We start from the raw sequence: 19,654 nt of genomic DNA, 5'->3' as shown, positions 1-19,654 counted from the left end.
TCAGGGGGCCGGTGCGGTCGTGCTGGCCGCCACCGGCCACGCCACTTCGCTCGCCACGCGCGGCTTGCCCATCGGCGCACCCGCCTTGCCGGTCTTGATGGCGGCCATGTCCGCTTCGCTCGGGTACTGGTCCATCAGCCAGTAGTCGAACACCCGGCGCGCGATGGGCGCGGCGGCGCCAGCGCCCCAGCCCGCGTTCTCCACGATCACCGCGACGGCGATCTTCGGGTCGTTCACCGGCGCGAAGGCCATGAAGAGTGCGTGATCGCGCTGATGCTCCTCGAGCGCGCGGGCGTTGTACTTGGTGTTCTGCGCCTGCGTCACCGCCTGCGCCGTGCCGGTCTTGCCGGCCGCCTGGTAGCCCGCGCCCGCGAACACGCCGCGCGCGGTGCCGCTGGTGACCACGCTGGTCAGGCCCTCGCGGATCACCGCCACGTTGGCCGCGGTGAATCCGAGGTTTTCCGCCGGCGGCTGCGGCAGCGGCACGACCTGCCCGCTCACCGTGTTGCGCGTGGCCAGCACGAGGTGCGGCTTGTGCTTGATGCCGCCGTCGGCCACGATGGCCGTGGCCTGCGCAAGCTGCAGCATCGTGAAGGCGTTGTAGCCCTGCCCGATGCCCAGCGAAATGGTCTCGCCCGCATACCACTTCTTCGCCTCGGGCCGCTTGTAGGCGTTGCGCTTCCACTCGGTGCTGGGCAGCACGCCGCGCACCTCGCCGCCCAGGTCGATGCCGGTGATCTGGCCGAAGCCCAGCGGCTTCATGAAGTCGTGGATCAGGTCCACACCCATCTCGTTGGCCAGCGAGTAGTAGTAGATGTTGCTCGACAGCTGGATCGAACGCCGCATGTCGACGCCGCCCAGGTTGCCTTCGGGGCTGCCGAAACGGTGGCCGCCGAAGTTGAAGTAGCCGGGGTCGTTCACCACCACGCTGGCGCCGCGCTTGCCGGTCTGCAGCGCGGCCATGGCCATGAAGGGCTTGTAGGTCGAGCCGGGCGGGTAGGTGCCGCGCAGCGCGCGGTTCAGGAGCGGCTTGTCGAGCGATTCGCTCAGCTCTTTCCAGCTCTCGGTGTCGATGCCTTCGACGAAGAGGTTGGGGTCGAAGGTGGGCTTGCTCACGAAGGCCAGCACCTCGCCGGTCTTGGGGTCGATGGCCACCAGCGCGCCGCGGCGGTCGCCGAACATGTCTTCCACCAGCTTCTGCAGCTTGATGTCGAGCGACAGCATCACGGTGTTGCCCGGCGTCGCCGGATGGCTCGCGAGCCGGCGGATGGCACGGCCGCCCGCGGAGGTTTCCATCTGCTCCACGCCGGTCTGGCCGTGCAGCGTTTTTTCGTAGCTCTGCTCGATGCCGAGCTTGCCGATGTAGTCGGTGCCCTTGTAGTTGGCCTGCTCTTCCTCTTCCCAGTCTTCCATCGCGGTCTTCTCGCGCTGGTTGATGCGGCCGATGTAGCCAAGCACGTGCGAGCCGGTCTCGCCGTTCGGGTAGTTGCGGAACAGCCGCGCCTTGATCTCGACGCCAGGGAAGCGGTAGCGCTGGGCCGCGAAGCGCGCGACCTCCTCGTCGCTCAGGCGGGTGCGGATCGGAATGGAGTCGAAGCTGCGCGAGTCCTCGCGCAGGCGCTTGAAGCGGCGGCGGTCGCGCGGCGAGACCTCGAGCACCTGCGTGAGGTTGTCGATGGTCTCCTCGACATCGTTCACCTTCGACGGCGTGATCTCCAGCGTGTAGGCCGAGTAGTTCGAGGCCAGCACGATGCCGTTGCGGTCGAGGATCAGGCCCCGGTTGGGCACCACCGGCACGATGGCCGTGCGGTTGCTCTCGGCCTGCTCGGCCAGGTCTTCATGCCGCGTGACCTGCAGGTACACCAGCCGCGCGCCCAGCAGGCCGAACGCGAACAGCACGACGAGGCCGATCACGATCACGCGGCGCTTGAAGCGCGCGAGGTCGGCGGCGACGTTGCGGATTTCGGTCATGGCGGGAGGAGCTTAGGCGCGTGCAGGGGCAATGGCAAATGCCGCGGGCAGGGCTTAGAGGGGACGGTTCTCGTCGGGTTCCGGGGTGCGGCGCTGAGGGGCAAGCAAGAGGGCGCTTGCCAGAGGCCACAGCGCGGCCTCCACACCCGGCGAGATCAGCACCGTCCAACCCGGGAACACCCCGCCGCCGATCATCCGCGTGATGACCTCAATGAGTTGCGACAGCGCAAAGAGCGGCAGCACCTGCAGCGCCTGCGACAGCACCGGATACCAGAGCAGGCGCCGGTGGATCATGATCGCGAAGAAGCCCAGCGTCGTGTAGGACAGCGCGTGCTGGCCGAGCATGGAGGCCTGGTGCACGTCCATGCAGAGGCCGAACACGAAGGCCGCGCCGATGCCCACGCGCGAAGGCTGGTGCACGCCCCAGAACACGATCACCAGCGCCAGCAGGTCGGGCATCCAGGCGGCACGGCCGATGGGGATCATGTTGACCAGGAGCGCCACGATGAGGCTGGTCCACATGAAGAGCGGGCTGACGGGCAGCAACAGCTGCTGCTGGCCGGGACGCTTGATCATCGGCCGCCTCCTGCGCCTGCGGGTGCCGCGGGCTTTTTCTCGTTCTTGCCGGCGCCGGGCTTGCCCTCGGCGCGCTTGCGCTGCGTGGTCGTCGGCGCGGCGGGTGGCGGTGCGGTCGGGGCACCGGTCGGCTCGAGCACCAGCACGTAGCGCGCGGCGGTCACGCTGGCGAGCGGCACACAGTAGATGCGGGCAAAGGCCGAGTCGGCGCGGCGCTCGATGCGCTCGATCTTCGCGACCGGCAGGCCCGCCGGATAGATGCCGTCGACACCGCTGGTGGAGAGCAGGTCGCCCTCCTGCAGGTCGGCGTTGGCGGCCATGAAGCGCAGCTCCAGGCCGCCGCCGTGCGCCGAGGCATCGCCGAAGGCCACGCTGCGCACGCCCGTGCGGGTGTTCTGCACGGGAATCGCAAGGTCACGGTCGATCACCAGCGTGACTTCGCTCGTGAGGGGCAGCACTTGCGTGACCTGGCCGAGCACGCCGTGCGCGTCGATCACCGGCGAGCCGGCGGCCACGCCGTGGGCGAGACCCTGGTCGATGACGATCTTGCGGGTGTAGGGATCGGCCGCGTCGTAGAGCACCTCGGCCGCGCGGCCCGGCGTCGTGGTGGTCTGGCGCAGCTCGAGCAGCTCGCGCAGGCGCGCGTTGTCCTGCGCCAGCGTGTCGGCCTGGCTCGCGCGCTGGGCCTGCATCATCAGCGCCTTGCGGGCGTCGGCCTCGTTGCGCTGGGCGGTCTGCAGGTCTTCGAGGTAGCGGCCGCCGCCCATCATGAGCTGCACCGGCTTGAGCGCCACCCATTGCACCGGGTAGAGCACCGCGCCGAGCGTCGCGCGGATCGGCTGCACGATATGAAAACGTGCATCGGCCACCATGAGGAACAGGGAGAGCGCGCCGAAGAAGATCAGCTTGCTGAGTGCCGACTGTCCCTGGTTGAACAGGGGTGGCGCTGTGCGATCGAGCGTGCCCAGAGGCATGAATTCAGACCCGGCGGTGGTGCGGAATCAAATAACAAAAAGCCGGCCTATGCAAGCAGAGGCCGGCCGATGATGGCTTTCGCCTTTTACTCGCTCGTGAAGATGCTGCCCAGACGGTCCATGCGCTCCAGGGCGATGCCGCAGCCGCGCACCACGCAGGTCAGCGGGTCTTCGGCCACGAGCACCGGGAGGCCCGTTTCCTCGGCCAGCAGGCGATCGAGGTCGCGCAGGAGGGCGCCGCCGCCGGTGAGCATCATGCCGCGGTCGGCAATGTCGGCGCCCAGTTCGGGCGGCGTCTGCTCCAGCGCGTTCTTCACGGCCGAGACGATGTTGTTGAGCGGATCGGTCAGGGCCTCCAGCACTTCGTTGCTGCTGATGGTGAAGCTGCGCGGCACGCCTTCGGAGAGGTTGCGGCCCTTGACTTCCATTTCCTTGACTTCGGAGCCCGGGAAGGCCGAGCCGATGGTCTTCTTGATGACTTCGGCCGTCGGCTCGCCGATCAGCATGCCGTAGTTGCGGCGGATGTAGTTGATGATGGCTTCGTCAAAGCGGTCGCCGCCCACGCGGACCGAGCCCTTGTAGACCATGCCGCCCAGCGAGATGACGCCCACTTCGGTGGTGCCGCCGCCGATGTCCACCACCATCGAGCCCGAGGCTTCGCTGACGGGCAGGCCGGCGCCGATGGCCGCGGCCATGGGTTCTTCGATGAGGTAGACGGAGGTGGCGCCGGCGGCTTCGGCCGCGTCCTTGATGGCGCGACGCTCGACCTGGGTCGAGCCGCAGGGCACGCAGATGATGATGCGCGGGCTCGGCGTGAGCAGCGTGCGCGGGTGCACCATCTTGATGAACTGCTTGATCATCTGCTCGGTGATCACGAAGTCGGCAATGACGCCGTCCTTCATCGGGCGGATCGCCTCGATGTTGCCGGGTACCTTGCCCAGCATGGCCTTGGCTTCGCGGCCTACGGCCTGGATCACCTTCTTGCCATGGGGGCCGCCTTCGTGGCGGATCGCGACCACCGAGGGCTCGTCCAGCACGATGCCCTTGTTGCGGGCGAATATCAGGGTGTTGGCGGTGCCGAGGTCGATCGCAAGGTCGGTGGAAAAGTACCGACGGAAAGCTCCAAACATGTGCGGAATCCTCTGAGCACGGCCTGCGCATCGGCAGGTCGTCGCTCTATTTTTGGGTCGTTTGACGGGGTGAATTGATCGTTTTTGGCGCAAAAGCCGGCGCGTTCGCGGGGGTTGCGGCAAAGGCGGGATAATACCCGAATCCCCTCTGATTCCCGTGTTAGCACCCTCTTCGGCGTGCGATTACCTTCGGTTTTTTGACCGGTCCGACCCATGTCCCTTGACGCTTCAGATATCGCACGCATCGCCTCCCTGGCGCGGCTGCAGCTTGCTTCCGACGAAAGCGAGCGCATGCTCAGCCAGATCAATGGCTTCTTTGACCTGGTCGAACGCATGCGTTCGGTCGACACCACCGGCATCGAGCCCCTGGCCCATCCGGTGGCCGCGATCGAGGACATCACGCTGCGCCTGCGCGACGATGTCGTGAGCGAACCCAACAACCGCGAAGCCAACCAGAAGAGCGCACCGGCCGTCGAAGCGGGCCTCTTTCTCGTGCCCAAGGTGATCGAGCAATGAGCGGCGAACAACTGCACCAGATGGGCGTGGTCGCCCTGGCCAAGGCCCTGGCCGCGCGCAAGGTCTCCGCCGTCGAGGCCTCGCAGGCATTCCTCGGCCGCATGAAGGCCCACGAATCGCTCGGCACCTTTGTCGACGTGAATGAAGAAGTCACGTTGGCGCAGGCCCGCAAGGCCGACGCGCTCCTCGCTGGCGGCAACGCTCCGGCGCTGGCCGGCGTGCCGATCGCGCACAAGGACATCTTCGTCACCACCGATTTCGCCACCACCGCCGGCTCCAGGATGCTCGCGGGCTACCGCTCGCCTTTCGACGCCACCGTGGTGCGCCGCCTGGCCGAAGCCGGCGCGGTCACGCTCGGCAAGCTGAGCTGCGACGAGTTCGCGATGGGCTCGGCCAACGAGAACGTCGCCGTGCCCGCCGTCGGCCACGACAAGGCCGTGCCGGTGCAGAACCCGTGGAACCGCGAGCGCATTCCGGGTGGCTCCTCGGGCGCCAGCGCGGCGGCCGTTGCCGCACGCTTGGCCCCCGCGGCCACCGGCACCGACACCGGCGGTTCGATCCGCCAGCCCGCGTCGTTCTGCGGCGTGACCGGCATCAAGCCGACCTACGGCCGCGCCTCGCGTTACGGCATGGTGGCCTTCGCATCGAGCCTCGACCAGGCCGGCCCGATGGCTCGCTCGGCCGAAGACTGTGCGCTGCTGCTCTCCGCCTTCTGCGGCCCGGATCTCGACCGCGATTCGACTTCCATCGACAAGCCCGCCGAAGACTTCGGCCGCTCGCTCAACGACTCGCTCGAGGGCCTGCGCATCGGCGTGCCGAAGGAGTTCTTCGGCGAGGGCGTGGCGCCGGGCGTGCGTGCCGCCATCGACGCAGCGCTCGCTCAGTACGAGAAGCTCGGCGCCAAGCGCGTCGAGGTGTCGCTGCCTCGCACCGAACTGTCGATTCCCGTGTACTACATCCTGGCCGCAGCGGAAGCGTCGAGCAACCTCAGCCGCTTCGACGGCGTGAAGTTCGGGCACCGCGCCAAGCAGTACAAGGACCTGTCCGACATGTACGAGAAGACGCGCGCCGAAGGCTTCGGCGACGAGGTCAAGCGCCGCATCATGATCGGTACCTACGTGCTCTCGCACGGCTACTACGACGCCTACTACCTGCAGGCACAGAAAGTGCGCCGAATGATTGCGGACGACTTCCAGCAGGCACTGAAGCAATGCGACGTGATCGCCGGCCCCGCCGCGCCGACCACCGCATGGAAGATCGGAGAACACGGCGACGACCCCGTGGCCGACTACCTCGCCGACATCTTCACGCTGCCCGCATCGCTGGCCGGCCTGCCGGGCATGAGCGTGCCCGCGGGCTTCGACGGCGGCATGCCCGTGGGCCTGCAGCTGATCGGCAACTACTTCGGCGAAGCGAAGCTGCTGAATGCAGCGCACCGCTTCCAACAAGCCACCGACTGGCACACGCGCACGCCGGAGGGCTTCTGAAATGAGCGAGACCGTGAACACCTTCGAAGCACAGCAACAAGGCCGCCCGACCGGCCCGCTGGTGCGCGGCTATGAAGTCATCATCGGCTTCGAGACGCACGCGCAACTGTCGACCGCGAGCAAGATCTTCAGCCGCGCCTCCACCGCCTTCGGCGCCGAGCCGAACACACAGGCCTGCGCGGTGGACCTGGCGCTTCCCGGCACGCTGCCGGTGATGAACAAGGGCGCCGTCGAACGCGCCATCAAGCTGGGTCTCGCGCTCGGCTCGCACGTCGCGCCGCGCAGCGTGTTCGCGCGCAAGAACTACTTCTATCCCGACCTGCCCAAGGGCTACCAGATCAGCCAGTTCGAGATCCCGGTCGTGCAGGGCGGCTCGGTGTCGTTCTTCCTCGGCGAAGAGAAGAAGACCGTGCGCCTCGTGCGCGCCCACCTCGAGGAAGACGCGGGCAAGTCGCTGCACGAGGACTTCATCGGCCAGAGCGGCATCGACCTGAACCGCGCCGGCACGCCGCTGCTGGAGATCGTGACCGAGCCCGACATGCGCTCCACCGCCGAGGCCGTGGCCTATGCGAAGGAACTGCACAAGATCGTGACGTGGATCGGCATCTGCGACGGCAACATGCAGGAAGGCAGTTTCCGCTGCGACGCCAACGTGTCGGTGCGCAAGCCCGGCGACAAGCTCGGCACGCGGCGCGAGATCAAGAACCTGAACAGCTTCAAGTTCATGCAGCAGGCGATCGACTACGAGATCCGCTGGCAGATCGAGGAGATCGAAGACGGTCGCGAGATCGAGCAGGCCACCGTGCTGTTCAACCCCGACACCGGCGAGACGCGCGCGATGCGCGCCAAGGAAGACTCGGCCGACTACCGCTACTTCCCCGACCCGGACCTGCCGCCGCTGGTGATCGCGGCCGACTGGATCGAGCGCGTGCGCAGCGAGATGCCCGAGCTGCCGCGTGCGATGGCCGATCGCTATGTGAGCGACCATGGCCTGTCGGAATACGACGCGGCGCAGCTCACGCAGAGCCTCGCGCTCGCGCACTACTTCGACGACGCGGTGAAAGCCGGCGCCACGCCGAAGCTCGCGAGCAACTGGATCACCGGCGAGATGGCACGCCGCCTCAATGCACAGGAAATCGGCATCGAGGCCGCGCCGGTCAGCTCGCTGCAACTGGGCCAGTTGATCAAGCGCATCGCCGACGGCACGTTGCCCAACAACGCAGCGCGCCAGGTGTTCGACGCACTCTGGACCGGCGAAGGCAGCGACGTGGACGCGATCATCGAAGCCAAGGACCTGAAGCCGATGGCCGACACCGGCGCGCTCGACGCGATCCTCGACGAAGTCATCGCCAAGAACGCGAAGAACGTCGAGGAATACCGTGGCGGCAAGGAGAAGGCGCTGAACGGCCTCGTGGGTCAGGTGATGAAGGCCAGTGGCGGCAAGGCCAACCCGGCACAGGTCACCGAACTGCTGAAAGCCAAGCTGGGCTGATCGATTGGATCCCGGGGCCATCGCGGCCCCGGCAGATTCAGCGCGGTGCTGCTGCGGCGGCTGGGTTCGGGGCAGGTCCCCAGAGCGGCTTCAACCTCGCACGCTCTTCATCGAAGCGCGCATTCACCCGCTTCTTCTCATCTTCCTGCTCGGCGATGAAGCGGTTCTGCACCGCCATGCTCTGCGTGTTGTCCTCGAGCTTGCGGCGCGTGGCACCCGGCGCCTTGCTCGTGTCCTTCTTGTAGAACTCGAGTTCCTCGTCGATCTTCTTGCGGTCTTCGCTCAGCTCGGCGATGCGCTTCTGCGCCGCCTGGATCACCGCATCGACCTGCGACAGCGCCTCGTTGCGTTCGCGGTCGTGCGAGGCGGCGCTCGGGTAGCGCACCAGCAGCGCGCGCTCGCGGCGGCGCTCGTCGGTGATCCGTGCCGCTTGCACAGCGGCTTCGCGCGCGCGGTCCTCACGCTCGGCCATCTCGCGCGCCGAGTAAGTGGGTTCGATCTTGCGGCGCGTGAGGCCGCTGGGGCTCAGCTCGCGCTGTTCGCGGTCGCTGCAAGCAGGGATCGGGCGGTCCGCCGTGAGCGTGCGGCCGTGCGCATCGGTGCAGGTGTAGATGCTGCCAGCGGGGGCATCCTTGCCCTGCTGCGCATGTGCAGCGCCGAAGGAAGACAAGGCCGCCAGGAAAAACGATGCCACCGCCAGCAGACGGTTGGGCTTGCCGTGATCGCGTGTGCGCATCGTTGCCGGTCCTCAGTTGGCGCCGTAGCGCGTGCGGTAGGCCAGCACGCGCTCGCGGTGCGCGCCCAGGTCGGCAGCAGCATCGCCCGAGAGGTAGCTCAGCAGGTCGTCCAGCGTGGCGATGGCAATCACCGAAAGGCCCAGCTGGTTGCGCACGTACTGCACGGCGCTGTGGTCCACGTCGACGCCGTTCTCGGTGGCTTTTTCCTGCCGGTCGAGCGCGATGGCCACGGCATGCGGCGTGGCGCCGGCGGCTTCGATCGCGGCGATCGACTCGCGCACCGCGGTGCCGGCGGACATCACGTCGTCCACGATCAGCACGCGGCCCTTGAGCGGCGCGCCCACCAGGTTGCCGCCCTCGCCGTGCGCCTTGGCTTCCTTGCGGTTGTAGGCAAAGGGGTAGTTGCGACCGCGCCGGGCCAGCTCGGCGGCCACCGTGGCGCCCAGCGGGATGCCCTTGTAGGCGGGGCCGAAGATCATGTCGAATTCGAGGCCGCTCTCGATGAGCCGGTCTGCATAGAATCCCGCGAGCCGCGCGATCTTGGCGCCGTCGTCGAAGAGCCCCGAATTGAAGAAGTAAGGGCTCATCCGGCCGGCCTTGGTCTTGAACTCGCCGAAGCGGAGCACGCCGGCATCGAGTGCGAACTGGACGAAGTCCTGCGCCACCGCGCTGTTTTTCTCACCATCTACAGCCATTGGAAATTCCTTGTGTTCAAACTGACCAGTCTCAATCTCAATGGCCTGCGTTCGGCCGCCACCAAGGGCGTTGCCGACTGGGTTGCCGAATCGGCGCCGGATTGTATTTGCATGCAGGAGATCCGAGTTCAGGCGAGCGACATCGAGGGCCGCTTCGAGGAAATGGCGGGGCTCAAGGGACACTTCCATTTTGCCGAGAAAAAGGGCTACGCAGGTACAGCTATTTACACAAAACACATCCCGACGCATGTAGTGGTGGGTTGGGGCGACACCGAGTTCGACGCTGAAGGCCGTTATCTGGAGCTGCGCTTCGACACGCCCAAACGAAAGTTCTCGGTCATCAGCTGCTACTTTCCGAGCGGCAGTTCGGGCGAGGAACGGCAGCAGGCCAAGTTCCGCTTCCTCAAGGGCTTCTTTCCGTACCTCATCGCGCTCAAGAAGGAGCGCGAGTTCATCCTTTGCGGCGACATCAACATCGCCCACAAGGAGATCGACCTCAAGAACTGGCGCGGCAACCAGAAGAACAGCGGCTTCCTGCCCGAGGAGCGTGCCTGGATGACGAAGCTGCTGGACGCCGGCGCCGAGGGCGCGGGCCTGGTGGACGTCTACCGCATGCTCAAGCCCGACACCACCGCCGAGGCCTACACCTGGTGGAGCAACCGCGGCCAGGCCTACGCGAACAACGTGGGGTGGCGGCTGGACTACCACCTGGCCACGCCGAAGATCGCCGCGCTCGCGCGCACCGAACAGATCTTCAAGACCATCAAGTTCAGCGACCACGCGCCGATCACGGTGGACTACGACTTCACGCTCTGAACTTGCGAGGCGGGCTGCCTAGCAACAGCCGCCCATCATCTGCCCGCGGCGATAGAACGGCCCGAGGTCGTCCGCCAGCGCCCTGACGGTGTCGCGCCACGAGGTGGCCCCGGCATGGTCTGCAGCCAGAGCGCTGCGCATGCGTGCCAGCAGTTCGGCGCGCAATGCGGGCTCATCGACTCCCTGCACGCGGCCCGCATCGACCACCAGGCGCCCGCCGACCAGCACCTTGGCGATGTGGCCACCGTTGGCACGCGCGAGGAGCAGATCGAGCGGATCGGTATCGGCGAACAGTGCGTCGTCGTCGAGCGCGTCCCAGTCCAGCAACACGAGGTCGGCCGTGGCGCCGGGTGCAATGCGCCCACCCGAGGCCAGGCCACCTCGCATGCCACGCACGCTGCGCGGGCCGTTGCGCGATGCGAAGGCCCAGAGCGCTTCGCGCGTCATCGTGGTGTCGTAGCCCCAGCCGCGATGCAGCGAATACGCCAGTCGCATCTCGTGCAATGCATCGTCGTCTTCGTCGAAGGCCATGCCGTCCAGGCCCATGGCGATGCGGCAGCCATGCTTCAGCATGTCAGGCACCGGCGCGATGCCCGACTTGAGCCCGAGGTTGGAACTCGTGTTGACCGCGATGGTCGCGCCACGCTCGGCGATCAGCGCCAGGTCCTCGGGCCGCGCCCAGGCGCAGTGCGCGAGCGTGAGGCGCGGCGTCAGGAGGCCGATGTCGTCCAGAAAGCGGACGATGCCGCCGGGGTGATTGGCATCGGCCCAGTCTCGCTGGTAGCGCGTCTCGAGCAGGTGCATGTGAACCGGGCGGCCCGTGTCGGCCGATGCCTGCGCAATCGCCTCGAGCAACGGCGTGCTGCACCACTGCACCGCGGTCGGGCCGTACTGCACGGTCACGTGCCCGCCGTGGCCGCCCTCCTCCACCATGCGCGCAACCTCGTCGACCAGTGCCAGTTGCTGCGCGGGCGCCATTGGCTTCACCGCGAGCCGCTCAGCCACCGCATCGCGGATGCCCGGCCGCAACGCCGCGAGCACGCTCGCGTCGTCGCAGTAGGCAATGCCGTGGCGGTCGCGCATCGCGATGGCGAAACCGATGCGCACGCCAACATCGCGCGCCGCGCGCGTCACCGCCTCGGCTTCGTCGACATAGGCCATGCCGCCCTGCACGCGCGTGTAGTGAACCATCAGGTTCGCGACACCGTGCCGCACCGAACGCGCGAACGAGGTCGCCGCGCAAAGGTAGGGGTCCATGCCCGGCACCACCCCCAGGAACGGCAGCCAGCTCTCGAGCGGCTGGCCGAAGGCGCCGAGCGTGGCGCTGCGAAAGGTGCGTGCATGGTCGTGCGCATTGGCCAGCGCCGGCACCGCGAGCAGGCGCGGCCCGCCGGCGCTGCCGCCTTCGTCGGCCAGCGGAACGATCGAGCGGATGCGGTCGCCCTCCAGCGTGATGCGTACATCGGACTGCGCAGGCTGCGCGCCGGGATCGGCCAGCAGCCATGCGCAGTCGAGCGGGCCGTCGTGCATCGGAGCGGGCATGGCGTTTCTTTCGTCGTCGGGTTGCGTATGTCTGTCCCTGGGCCTACGGCGCGGCGATTTTGCGCTCCGCCAGCGGAGGCAGGAAGCGCCGGTCGAAGACCTCGCCAGCCGCAGGTGGGCTCGCCAGCTCGAACGCCTCCTTGACCTGCCCGATGGCGCGCGCCATGCGCGCATCGCTCACGTCGCCCATGCCGTTGGCTGCGACCTCGGGCGTCAGCATCACGGTGCGAAGCGTGTAGAGCAGGCGCCGCTTCTCCAGCGCCGCGTTGAGCAGCGGCTCGCGCTTCATCAGCGCGGCAATCGCCGCATCGGGGTCGGCCACGGTGTCGCGCAATCCCCTGTTGATGGCGCGCACGAGCCCGGCCACGGCCTGCGGCTTGTCCTTCAGGAACTGGCGGGACACCAGCACGCCGTTGCCGTACAGGTCGACGCCGTGGTCGCCGTAGTGAAACCAGCGGATGTCCTTGTCCGGGTCCACGCCCTGCGCCACCAGGTTCATGTAGCTCGTCACGGAGAAGACGGCCGAGCCTTCGACATGGTCCTTGAGCATCATCTGCTCCTGCAGGTTGGGCGCCATGTTCGTCCACTTGACCTTGCTCGCGTCCACGCCGTTGCTGGCCGCCATCAGCGGGAACATGCGCAACGCCGCGCCACCGGCCGGCGAGCCCAGCGTGCGGCCCTGCAGGTCCTTCAGCGTCCTGATGGGGCTGCCGGACTTGACGATGAGGGCGAAGGGCGCGCGGTTGTAGATCATGTAGACCATCACGGGCGCGGCGCCGGGCCTGGCGGCCGCGTTCTGCACGATCGCATTGACGTCGCCGAAGCCCGCGTCGTAGGTGCCGGCCATCACCTTGGTCACGGCGGCCGCGGAGCCGTCGCCCTGGTCGATCGTCACCGCGAGCTTCTCGGCCGCGAAGTAGCCCCGGTCTTCGGCCAGGTAATACCAGGCGTGGATGCCCTGCAGCTTCCAGTCGAGGACGAACTTGATGGGCGTGAGCGGCTGCGCGCGCAATTCGCGCACCGGAAGCGCCGCGAGCGATGCGCCCAATGCGGCGGACACCGCGACGACCGCCGCGCGGCGGGACACTGGAGAGGGCATGCGAGGCTTTCGTGGGTTGAAAATCAGATGGCTTCGAAGAGAACGTCCTGCGCGCCTTCCCACAGCACCTTGGTGCCGAGCGCGCGCAACTGGTCCCGCCCTTCGACGATGGTGAGGAAGTGGTTGCCCGCGAGCGTGCCCATCTTGCTGGCGAAGCTGCAGGCGCCGTAGGCCAGGATGATCTCGGTCTCGCTGTAGCCGCCGGGGTAGAACAGGATGTCGCCCACCGAGGGGTGGCTGGTGTGGTTCTCGAAGCCCACGCCCAGCTGGAAATCGCCCATCGGCACCCAGCAGCCTTCGCCGCTCCAGCGCACGTGGATCAATTTCTGGCGATAAGGCAACAGCTTGCGAAAGGCCGCCACGGTGAGCGGTGCGTCGGGGTGCATCTGCGCCACGAAGCGCAGGCCACCGGCGGTGATCTGGATGAGATCGTTCATGACGTTCATGCCATCGCCATGTCGGTCTTGCGCTGGGCCCAGCCCGTCGTGCGCCGCTCGACCAGCGAAGAGATGGCATACAGCGCCACGCCCATCGCCGCGAGCAGGAAGAGCCCGGCGAACACCATCGGCACGTCGAAGTTGCCGCTGGCAATCATCATCACCGTGCCGATGCCCTGGTTGGCCGCAACCGTCTCGCTCAGCACGGTGCCCACGAAAGCGAGCGTGATCGCGATCTTGAGCGAGGCGAAAAGATAAGGCAGCGCGCGCGGCAGCCCCACGTTCCACAGGATGTCGCGCTTCCTCGCGCCGAGCACGCGCAACACGTCTTCCAGCTCGGGCTCGGTGCTCGCGAGGCCGGTGGCCACGTTCACCACCACCGGGAAGACGCTGATCACCATCGAGGTCAGGATCGCCGGCACGGTGCCCGCGCCGAACCACACCACGAAGAGCGGCACCACCGCCACCTTCGGAATGCTGGAGAAACCCACCAGCAGCGGATAGGTCACGTCGTAGGCCAGCTTCGACGAGCCGATCACCACGCCGATGACGATGCCCGCGCCTACCCCCAGCACGAAGCCGGCCAGCGTGGTGTAGAGCGTCTGCACGGTGTGCGGCCACAGGAGCGGCATCTTCTGCACGAGCACCAGCGCGATCTGGCTCGGACGCGGCAGGATCAGGTCGGACACGCCGAAGGCCAGGCACACCACCTCCCACAGCACGAAGAAGCCGACCAGTGCGCCCGCGGACAGCAGGCGCTGTCGGGTGAGCGGCGCGATCATGCGGCCACCTCTTCGAGCGAGCGCGTCTGAGCATGTGCCGGCGCCACAGGACCTGCATCGCTCTCGCGGCGCGCCTCGGCAATGCGCATGCGCAGCTGCTGCACCAGGCTCGCGAACTCGGGCGCGTAGCTGCTCTCCAGCGTGCGCGGCCGCGCGAAGCCCACGTCGCGCGTTTCGAGAATGCGCCCCGGCCGCGCGCTCATCACGCAGATGCGGTTGGCCAGGTAGGCGGATTCGCGCAGGTCGTGCGTCACCAGCAGCACGGTCGGCCGCTTGGCGATCCACAGCGTCTGCATGATGTCCCACAGCTCTTCGCGCGTGAACTGGTCGAGCGCGCCGAAGGGCTCGTCGAGCAGCAGCAGCTCGGGCTCGTGCACCAGCGCCCGACACAGCGAGGCGCGCTGCAGCATGCCGCCCGACAGCTGCCACGGCCGCTTGTCGCCGAAGCCCTTGAGGCCCACCTGCGCGAGCAACGCGTCGGCGCGCTCGGCGTATTCGCCGCGCTTCTTGCTGCGATAGTGCTGCCGGAAGGGTTCGACGATCTTCAGCGGGATCATCACGTTCTCGCGGATCGTGAGCCACGGCAGCATGGTCGGGTTCTGGAAGGCCAGGCCGATGCGAAGACGCGGCGCCGCCGACGCATGCGCGCCCGCCGCAACCACGGTGCCCGCCGCGCCCACCTCGCGCCCACCGGCGATCACCGCACCCGCGCTCGGCCGCAGCAGGCCCGCCACCAGCTTCAGGATGGTCGACTTGCCGCAGCCGCTCGGGCCCACGAGCGCGACGAAGTCGCCCTTGTCGATGTCCAGCGTCGTGTGGTCCAGGGCGATGGTGCCGCCGCCGTAGCGCAGCATCACGTCGGACAGTTGGATGAATGCGTTGCCCATGAGGTCTTTCAAGAAGAAGAAAAAGCCGTGTCGTCGTCCATCCGCAGGATCGCGGCCACCGGCCCGCCGCCCGCGGGCCCCTGGTGCTCGGCGCCGCCGGACACATACAGCGCGGTGTGGCCGGCCACCGAAGCCAGCACGCCGCCCACCACGGCGCGCGCATGGCGGGTCGAGTGGACGTCGGAGTCGTTGAGCATCGTGTGGCGGGCCTCGCGCACGCGGCCGTCGGGGCTGGCCTCGGCCTTCGCGAGCAGGTTCACGAGGCGCGCGGACAGCGCCTGTGCATCCTGTTCCGCATCGAGGCCGAAGGCATCGCGCAGCAACGCGCGCACGCTCGCGGCGTCGATCGCATCGCGCATCACCGCATGGGCGATGCGAAGCGCCGACGCACTGCCCTCCGCCTCGCCGAGCACGATGACGACGTTGCCCTCCAGCTCGATGCCGGCCGACGCCGAGGCGCGCGCGGAGAACAGCCGCCAGTCGCTCATCACGCTCGCGTCGCCGACCTCTTCCCGTGCGACCTCGCCCAGCGCCACCGCCACGCCGAGCGCCGATGCGCCGCGCGAATAACCCATCGACTCGTAGCTGTCGTGGGTGACCGGCGAGGCGCCGCGCGCCAGCGCAGCCGACACCTTGCCCGACGTGAGCAGCGGACACTTGACCTGCACGAAGTGCACGTCGTCCGCGCTGCGGATGCCGGCATCGCGCATGGCCTCGGCAACGGCTTCGGCGGTGGCGTCGATCTGCGCGGCGCGGCCCATTTCTTCCGGCAGGAAGTCGCGCGTCTGCGCGATGCCGACCACCAGGCGCTTGCCCCCGCCTGCAGGCGCACCGGACACCCAGCGCCGCGCGAACACGGTGAAGTGCGGCGACAGCACACCTTCGGTGCCGCCCGACATCACCAGCGCCACGCGCCCGTGCACCGCTTCGGGCGTGCAGCCAAGCGCGGGGGCGAGCAGATGGCACCACGCCGTCGATGCGTACTCGCGCGTGAAGTCGTTGACGCAGCCGTTGCCTTCGGTCTTGCCCATCACCGCCACGATGTCGGCCGCGACGATCTCGCCCGCATCGATCAGCGCCTTCACGCCACCCAGGTCGCCCGGCCCGCTGCACGGAATGCGCCAGACCTGCACCTGCTGCACGCGTGCGGTGCTCATGCCGCGTCCCAGTCCACAGCGCCGACCGGTACGGCCGTCGCGGGCACGCCGAGCGGCGGCTGCAGGATCGCGCTGCTGTAGTGCTCGGTGTTGCGCGGCTTGGGAGCGGGCATTTTCTGCACGCCCTTCACCGACCGCCCCCAACCGACCGCATCGGTCACCAGCTTGCCCTCGCGCATCACGAAGCGCCCGCGCAGCAGCGTGTGCAGCGGGTAGCCCTGCACCGCGCGGCCGTTCCACGGCGAGATCTTGCTGATGCTCTGCAGCTTGTTCTGCGACAGCGTGCCCGACCGCTGCATGTCGACGATCGCGATGTCGGCGTGCGCGCCGGGTGCGATCACGCCCTTGGTGCCGTACAGGCCCCAGGCCTTGGCCGGGTTCACCGCGCTCCAGCGCACGTAGTCCATCAGGGTGGCGCGCGCGCGATTCACCTCGGTCAGCATCAGCGGCATCTGGGTTTCGACGCCCGGAAAGCCGCAGTCGCAGTCCCAGATGCTCTCGCGGGTTTTCTCCTCTGGCGTGTGCGGCGCGTGGTCGGTGGCGATCATGTCGAGCGTGCCGTCGAGCAGCGCGTCCCACAGCGGCTGGTTGTGGCGTGCCTCGCGGATCGGCGGGTTGAGCCGCATCACGCCACCCAGCTTGAGCATGTGGCCGGTGTTCAGCAGCAGGTACTGCGGGCAGGTCTCGGCCGTCACGTCGACGCCGCGGCGCTTGGCCTCGCGTAGCAGGAAGAGCGAATCGGCCGCGCTGTGGTGCGCGATGTGCACACGCGCGCCGGTCCATTCGGCCAGCGTGAGCACGCGGCCGATGGCCTCGATCTCGGCCACTGCCGGCCGCGCGGCCAGGTGGGCCATGGCATCGATGCGGCCGGCCGCCTGCATCTTCTTCTGGCGGCGCTGCAGGATCGACGAGTTCTCCGCATGCACCACCGTGCGGATACCCAGCGGCGCGAGCGTCTCGAACCCTTCGAGCAGCGCACCGTCGGTGGGCGCAGGCAGGTTGCCGAAGGTGTTGCCGACGAAGGCCTTGAAGCTGGTGACGCCCGCATCGAGCAGTTCCTCGAGCCGATCAACCGTGTCGTCGCCCAGCAGGCCGTGGATGCCGAAGTCGCAGTACGACGACTCGGCCGCCTTCTGCTTGATGCGCAGCGCCTCGACGGTGCCGGTCGACGGGTTGGTGTTGGGCATCTCGAACACGGTGGTCACGCCGCCCATGGCGGCAGCGGCCGAGCCGGTCTTCCAGGTTTCCTTGTTCGGGTAGCCCGGATCGCGAAAGTGCACGTGGCTGTCGATGGCGCCCGGCAGCAGGTACAGCCCGTCGGCGCGCATCTCCTCTCGCGCGGGGGGCATGGTGTCGTCATGGCCGACGGCCACGATGTGCTCGCCGGCGATGGCCACGCTGGCTTCGATGATCTGGTCCGCGGAAACGACGCGCGCGCCGCGAATGACGAGGTCGATTTCTTTCATCGCGGCCTCCTCAGAGCATCGCCCAGCCGCCATCGACGGGCAGGTCGACACCGGTGATCTGGCGCGACACGTCGCTCGCCATGAAGAGGCAGGCGTTGGCCACGTCCGCATCGGTGGAGACGCGGCGCAGCGCGTAGTCGGCCGCGTGCCGCGTCATCGCTTCTTCCAGCGTGATGCCCAGCTTCTCGGCCATGTTGGCGCACACCTTCTCGCGAAAGCGCGGCCCGTCGACCATGCCGGGCGCCACGCAGTTCACGTTGATGCCGTACGGTCCGGCCTCCAGCGCAAAGCTCTTGGTGATGCCGCGCAGGCCCCACTTGGAAGCCGAGTACGCCATGCGGCCGGCGCGCCCGCGCATGCCGAAGGTGCCGCCCACGTTCACCACCTTGCCGCTCCTGCGTTCGATCATCGAGGGCAACACGGCGCGCATGGTGTTGAAGCAGCCGGTCATGTTGAGCTGCACGATCTCGTCGAACTCCGCCGTGGTGGTTTCCCAGCCGGTCTTGCCGATGGGCCCCGAGCCGCCGGCCACGTTCACCAGCACGTCGATGCGGCCGAAGGCCTCCAGCGCATGTGCGGCCAAGGCCTCGGTCTGCGCGCCTGCGGTCAGGTCGCAGGGCACCACCACGGCTTGCACGCCGAGCGCGCGGGCTTCGGTGGCCACGGGTTCGATGGCGCCGGTGTCGCGCCCGGCCAGCACGAGCTTCGCGCCTTCGCGCGCGAAGGCCAGCGTCACGGCGCGTCCCATGCCCTTGGCCGGGCCGGTGATGAGCGCCACCTTGTCTTTGAGTTGCAGGTCCATCTCGTTTCTCGCTTTCAGTTCGATTCGTTCAATGTCTTGGAGGGGCGCTCGGCGCGTGCGGGCAGGAAGCTGCGGTCGAACACCTCGGCCGGTGCCGGCGTGCGCGGCAGCTGGTTGGCGTCCACCACGATGTCGATGGACTTCTTCAGCCGCGCGTCGTCCACGTCGCCCAGGCCGATGCGGGCCACTTCGGGGTGGCTCATGTCGTTGCGCAGCGTGGCGAACAGCTTTTCTTTTTCGACCTCGCGCTTGAGCAGCGGCTCGCGCTTCATGACGTGGTCGATGCCCATGTCCGGGTCGGCGATGACTTCCTTCACCGCCCGGTTCAGCGCCTTCACGAAGCCTTGTACCGCCTTGGGGTTCGACTTGGCGAAGGCGCGCGAGAAGAACACGGCGTTGGAGTACAGGTCCATGCCGTGGTCGCCATAGCGGATGAAGCGCAGGTCCTTGGCCGGATCGAGCCCCATCGCCTTGGCGCTGAAGCTCACGGTGGTCACGTAGCCGAAGGCGGCGTCGATCTGCCCGCGGGTGAGCATCTGCTCGCGCAGGTTGGGCGCCATGTTGGTGATGGTCACCTTGGCGGCGTCGACCTTGGCAAGCTTGGCGAAGGCCGGGAACAGCTTCAGCGCGCCGTCGTTGGCGGGGCCGCCGATGGTCTTGCCTTCCAGGTCCTTGGGCGCCTTGATGGGGCTGTCCTGCTTCACCACGAGCGTGAAGGGTGGCGTGTTGTAGATCATGTAGACCGCCACCGGCGCGTCGGCCGGGCGCTTCGATGCCAGGTCGATCAGCGCGTTGAGGTCGCCGAAGCCCGCCTGGTAGGCCCCGGCCGCGACCTTGGGAATCGAGGCGGCGGAGCCTTCGCCCTGGTCGATCTGGACGTCCAGGCCCTCGGCCTTGAAGTAGCCCTTGTCCTGAGCCACGAAGAACCAGGCCTGCGGGCCTTCGTACTTCCAGTTGAGCACGAGCTTGACGGGCACCTGAGCGGCGACGCAAGTGGCCGCCAGGGCCAGACCGGCGGCGGCGTCCAGCGAAGCGAGCGAGCGCACGAGGCGCGGGCTGGAGAAGAAAGACAGCGGCATGCGAAGGAC

General features: G+C 67.9%; 19 protein-coding genes. 4 read left to right on the top strand and 15 right to left on the bottom strand.

Annotated elements, in window-relative coordinates; genetic code table 11:
* From mrdA to ACSFA7_RS16320, 4 genes are all read right to left on the bottom strand, one after another.
* A complete protein-coding gene (gene mrdA, locus ACSFA7_RS16335; protein WP_435500348.1) occupies nucleotides 1-1,971 on the bottom strand; it encodes a penicillin-binding protein 2 in 1,971 nt (656 codons plus the stop codon).
* A 54-nt stretch (nucleotides 1,972-2,025) separates the two neighbouring features.
* A complete protein-coding gene (mreD, locus tag ACSFA7_RS16330) occupies nucleotides 2,026-2,547 on the bottom strand; it encodes a rod shape-determining protein MreD (protein ID WP_435500347.1) in 522 nt (173 codons plus the stop codon).
* Nucleotides 2,544-3,521, bottom strand: a complete 978-nt coding sequence (mreC, locus tag ACSFA7_RS16325) for a rod shape-determining protein MreC (RefSeq protein ID WP_435500346.1) — start codon at nucleotides 3,519-3,521, stop codon at nucleotides 2,544-2,546. The genes mreD and mreC overlap by 4 nt, the downstream gene beginning before the upstream one ends.
* 86 nt (nucleotides 3,522-3,607) lie before the next feature.
* Nucleotides 3,608-4,651, bottom strand: coding sequence for a rod shape-determining protein (locus ACSFA7_RS16320; protein ID WP_013538761.1), 1,044 nt, complete (start codon nucleotides 4,649-4,651; stop codon nucleotides 3,608-3,610).
* A gap of 213 nt (nucleotides 4,652-4,864) precedes the next feature.
* Here ACSFA7_RS16320 and gatC point away from each other — a divergent pair, with 213 nt between their 5' ends.
* Genes gatC through gatB form a run of 3 tightly spaced genes read left to right on the top strand, consistent with a single transcriptional unit; the run spans nucleotide 4,865 to nucleotide 8,146 of the window.
* The gene (gene gatC / locus ACSFA7_RS16315) at nucleotides 4,865-5,167 is read left to right on the top strand and encodes an Asp-tRNA(Asn)/Glu-tRNA(Gln) amidotransferase subunit GatC (RefSeq protein WP_198786977.1); all 303 of its coding nucleotides are present in this window, start codon (nucleotides 4,865-4,867) and stop codon (nucleotides 5,165-5,167) included.
* On the top strand, nucleotides 5,164-6,654 hold the full coding sequence (gene gatA, locus ACSFA7_RS16310) for an Asp-tRNA(Asn)/Glu-tRNA(Gln) amidotransferase subunit GatA (RefSeq protein WP_435500345.1): 1,491 nt from the start codon (nucleotides 5,164-5,166) through the stop codon (nucleotides 6,652-6,654). The genes gatC and gatA overlap by 4 nt, the downstream gene beginning before the upstream one ends.
* 1 nt (nucleotide 6,655) lies before the next feature.
* Complete coding sequence (gene gatB, locus ACSFA7_RS16305) at nucleotides 6,656-8,146, top strand: Asp-tRNA(Asn)/Glu-tRNA(Gln) amidotransferase subunit GatB (RefSeq protein ID WP_435500344.1); 1,491 nt, start codon at nucleotides 6,656-6,658, stop codon at nucleotides 8,144-8,146.
* A 37-nt stretch (nucleotides 8,147-8,183) separates the two neighbouring features.
* Here gatB and ACSFA7_RS16300 read toward each other — a convergent pair whose 3' ends face one another.
* Both ACSFA7_RS16300 and pyrE read right to left on the bottom strand, forming a co-directional pair.
* Nucleotides 8,184-8,882, bottom strand: a complete 699-nt coding sequence (locus tag ACSFA7_RS16300) for a DUF4124 domain-containing protein (protein WP_435500343.1) — start codon at nucleotides 8,880-8,882, stop codon at nucleotides 8,184-8,186.
* A gap of 12 nt (nucleotides 8,883-8,894) precedes the next feature.
* Nucleotides 8,895-9,578 carry an orotate phosphoribosyltransferase gene (gene pyrE, locus ACSFA7_RS16295; protein WP_435500342.1) on the bottom strand — a complete coding sequence of 228 codons (684 nt, stop codon included), beginning with the start codon at nucleotides 9,576-9,578 and terminating at the stop codon, nucleotides 8,895-8,897.
* A 12-nt stretch (nucleotides 9,579-9,590) separates the two neighbouring features.
* Between pyrE and ACSFA7_RS16290 the strand changes: the two genes are divergently transcribed.
* Complete coding sequence (locus tag ACSFA7_RS16290) at nucleotides 9,591-10,394, top strand: exodeoxyribonuclease III (RefSeq protein WP_435500341.1); 804 nt, start codon at nucleotides 9,591-9,593, stop codon at nucleotides 10,392-10,394.
* A gap of 18 nt (nucleotides 10,395-10,412) precedes the next feature.
* Here ACSFA7_RS16290 and ACSFA7_RS16285 read toward each other — a convergent pair whose 3' ends face one another.
* Genes ACSFA7_RS16285 through ACSFA7_RS16245 form a run of 9 tightly spaced genes read right to left on the bottom strand, consistent with a single transcriptional unit; the run spans nucleotide 10,413 to nucleotide 19,645 of the window.
* Nucleotides 10,413-11,936 carry an amidohydrolase family protein gene (locus ACSFA7_RS16285; protein ID WP_435500340.1) on the bottom strand — a complete coding sequence of 508 codons (1,524 nt, stop codon included), beginning with the start codon at nucleotides 11,934-11,936 and terminating at the stop codon, nucleotides 10,413-10,415.
* Nucleotides 11,937-11,979: 43 nt separating this feature from the next.
* The gene (locus tag ACSFA7_RS16280; RefSeq protein ID WP_435500339.1) at nucleotides 11,980-13,035 is read right to left on the bottom strand and encodes an ABC transporter substrate-binding protein; all 1,056 of its coding nucleotides are present in this window, start codon (nucleotides 13,033-13,035) and stop codon (nucleotides 11,980-11,982) included.
* Nucleotides 13,036-13,058: 23 nt separating this feature from the next.
* Entirely contained in the window at nucleotides 13,059-13,472 is a 414-nt protein-coding gene (locus tag ACSFA7_RS16275; RefSeq protein ID WP_435500338.1) for a DUF3830 family protein, read from the bottom strand.
* Between the two features lie 5 nt (nucleotides 13,473-13,477).
* Nucleotides 13,478-14,254 carry an ABC transporter permease gene (locus ACSFA7_RS16270; RefSeq protein ID WP_435500337.1) on the bottom strand — a complete coding sequence of 259 codons (777 nt, stop codon included), beginning with the start codon at nucleotides 14,252-14,254 and terminating at the stop codon, nucleotides 13,478-13,480.
* Complete coding sequence (locus tag ACSFA7_RS16265) at nucleotides 14,251-15,141, bottom strand: ABC transporter ATP-binding protein (RefSeq protein ID WP_435500336.1); 891 nt, start codon at nucleotides 15,139-15,141, stop codon at nucleotides 14,251-14,253. The genes ACSFA7_RS16270 and ACSFA7_RS16265 overlap by 4 nt, the downstream gene beginning before the upstream one ends.
* A gap of 8 nt (nucleotides 15,142-15,149) precedes the next feature.
* On the bottom strand, nucleotides 15,150-16,298 hold the full coding sequence (atzD, locus tag ACSFA7_RS16260) for a cyanuric acid amidohydrolase (protein ID WP_435500335.1): 1,149 nt from the start codon (nucleotides 16,296-16,298) through the stop codon (nucleotides 15,150-15,152).
* Nucleotides 16,295-17,764 (bottom strand): allantoinase AllB, encoded by a 1,470-nt coding sequence (allB, locus tag ACSFA7_RS16255; RefSeq protein WP_435500334.1) that lies wholly within the window; start codon nucleotides 17,762-17,764, stop codon nucleotides 16,295-16,297. Before allB ends, atzD begins: the two co-directional genes overlap by 4 nt.
* 10 nt (nucleotides 17,765-17,774) lie before the next feature.
* Nucleotides 17,775-18,566, bottom strand: a complete 792-nt coding sequence (locus ACSFA7_RS16250; RefSeq protein ID WP_435500333.1) for an SDR family NAD(P)-dependent oxidoreductase — start codon at nucleotides 18,564-18,566, stop codon at nucleotides 17,775-17,777.
* Nucleotides 18,567-18,580: 14 nt separating this feature from the next.
* Nucleotides 18,581-19,645, bottom strand: a complete 1,065-nt coding sequence (locus ACSFA7_RS16245; RefSeq protein ID WP_435500332.1) for an ABC transporter substrate-binding protein — start codon at nucleotides 19,643-19,645, stop codon at nucleotides 18,581-18,583.
* Nucleotides 19,646-19,654: the final 9 nt, after the last annotated feature.

The sequence above is a fragment of the Variovorax trehalosi genome, assembly GCF_051216415.1.
In the GTDB taxonomy this organism is placed as follows: Bacteria; Pseudomonadota; Gammaproteobacteria; order Burkholderiales; family Burkholderiaceae_C; genus Variovorax.
Note: the sequence above shows the minus strand (reverse complement) of the source record. Positions and strands in the feature narration are given on the sequence as shown.

Excerpts from the sequence above, each read along its gene's own strand:
- mrdA (WP_435500348.1), bottom strand. The coding sequence starts at position 1,971 with ATGACCGAAATCCGCAACGTCGCCGCCGACCTCGCGCGCTTCAAGCGC.
- mreD (WP_435500347.1), bottom strand. The coding sequence starts at position 2,547 with ATGATCAAGCGTCCCGGCCAGCAGCAGCTGTTGCTGCCCGTCAGCCCG.
- mreC (WP_435500346.1), bottom strand. The coding sequence starts at position 3,521 with ATGCCTCTGGGCACGCTCGATCGCACAGCGCCACCCCTGTTCAACCAG.
- ACSFA7_RS16320 (WP_013538761.1), bottom strand. The coding sequence starts at position 4,651 with ATGTTTGGAGCTTTCCGTCGGTACTTTTCCACCGACCTTGCGATCGAC.
- gatC (WP_198786977.1), top strand. The coding sequence starts at position 4,865 with ATGTCCCTTGACGCTTCAGATATCGCACGCATCGCCTCCCTGGCGCGG.
- gatA (WP_435500345.1), top strand. The coding sequence starts at position 5,164 with ATGAGCGGCGAACAACTGCACCAGATGGGCGTGGTCGCCCTGGCCAAG.
- gatB (WP_435500344.1), top strand. The coding sequence starts at position 6,656 with ATGAGCGAGACCGTGAACACCTTCGAAGCACAGCAACAAGGCCGCCCG.
- ACSFA7_RS16300 (WP_435500343.1), bottom strand. The coding sequence starts at position 8,882 with ATGCGCACACGCGATCACGGCAAGCCCAACCGTCTGCTGGCGGTGGCA.
- pyrE (WP_435500342.1), bottom strand. The coding sequence starts at position 9,578 with ATGGCTGTAGATGGTGAGAAAAACAGCGCGGTGGCGCAGGACTTCGTC.
- ACSFA7_RS16285 (WP_435500340.1), bottom strand. The coding sequence starts at position 11,936 with ATGCCCGCTCCGATGCACGACGGCCCGCTCGACTGCGCATGGCTGCTG.
- ACSFA7_RS16280 (WP_435500339.1), bottom strand. The coding sequence starts at position 13,035 with ATGCCCTCTCCAGTGTCCCGCCGCGCGGCGGTCGTCGCGGTGTCCGCC.
- ACSFA7_RS16275 (WP_435500338.1), bottom strand. The coding sequence starts at position 13,472 with ATGAACGATCTCATCCAGATCACCGCCGGTGGCCTGCGCTTCGTGGCG.
- ACSFA7_RS16270 (WP_435500337.1), bottom strand. The coding sequence starts at position 14,254 with ATGATCGCGCCGCTCACCCGACAGCGCCTGCTGTCCGCGGGCGCACTG.
- ACSFA7_RS16265 (WP_435500336.1), bottom strand. The coding sequence starts at position 15,141 with ATGGGCAACGCATTCATCCAACTGTCCGACGTGATGCTGCGCTACGGC.
- atzD (WP_435500335.1), bottom strand. The coding sequence starts at position 16,298 with ATGAGCACCGCACGCGTGCAGCAGGTGCAGGTCTGGCGCATTCCGTGC.
- allB (WP_435500334.1), bottom strand. The coding sequence starts at position 17,764 with ATGAAAGAAATCGACCTCGTCATTCGCGGCGCGCGCGTCGTTTCCGCG.
- ACSFA7_RS16250 (WP_435500333.1), bottom strand. The coding sequence starts at position 18,566 with ATGGACCTGCAACTCAAAGACAAGGTGGCGCTCATCACCGGCCCGGCC.
- ACSFA7_RS16245 (WP_435500332.1), bottom strand. The coding sequence starts at position 19,645 with ATGCCGCTGTCTTTCTTCTCCAGCCCGCGCCTCGTGCGCTCGCTCGCT.